Source organism: Leifsonia sp. GW821-FHT13C05 (genome assembly GCF_058806515.1).
In genome coordinates this window covers 1-556 of record NZ_JBXAPT010000015.1, presented here as the reverse complement: position 1 = coordinate 556, position 556 = coordinate 1, and the positions used below count along the sequence as shown (strand labels likewise).

1 protein-coding gene is annotated in these 556 nt (G+C 66.4%); it reads left to right on the top strand.

Translation table 11 applies throughout. The annotated features are described in order from the left end of the window. The first annotated feature begins 143 nt into the window (after positions 1–143). Complete coding sequence (locus AC1ROC_RS20205; RefSeq protein ID WP_493001965.1) at positions 144–545, top strand: hypothetical protein; 402 nt, start codon at positions 144–146, stop codon at positions 543–545. Positions 546–556 lie beyond the last annotated feature (11 nt).

Genomic DNA, 556 nt, shown 5'->3' with positions numbered 1-556 from the left:
GACCTGCGCGGTTGGACCGACCGCGACGACGCCCGCCAGGTCAGAACGGGCAAGCAGCTCACCGAGCTCGACCAGCAGGTCGTGTTCGCCGAACAGTATCAAGCAGCGCTGGACCGCCGAGGATCTGCCCGGGAGGAACACTGATGTCCAACCGCCGCCGTCCCGCCAGAGACAACAACTACCGCACCCGCTACCTCCATTCGCCTGTGTGGTTCGGCCGCCGAGACCGTTGGTTCATCGAGGAAGCACGCCGCGCCAACACGATCCGCTGCGCTCTGTGCCTCGGCGCGGGCAGCGCTCGAACCCTCGAACTGCACCATCTCGACTACCGCGGCGTCACCCAGACCCCGCACGGCTGGATCGCTCACGAGCGCCACGAAGACCTCACCGCTCTTCACCCGCGCTGCCACGAATACGTTCACCAGCTCATCGAACGCGACCGCGCCCTCTCCGGATTCGTCTCCCGCCGCACCGCATCTCTCCAAGCCATCACGCGCCTCCGCGCAAAGATCGGCCGCTACATCGAAGCCCTGGACCAGCAGTGACCGACGACATC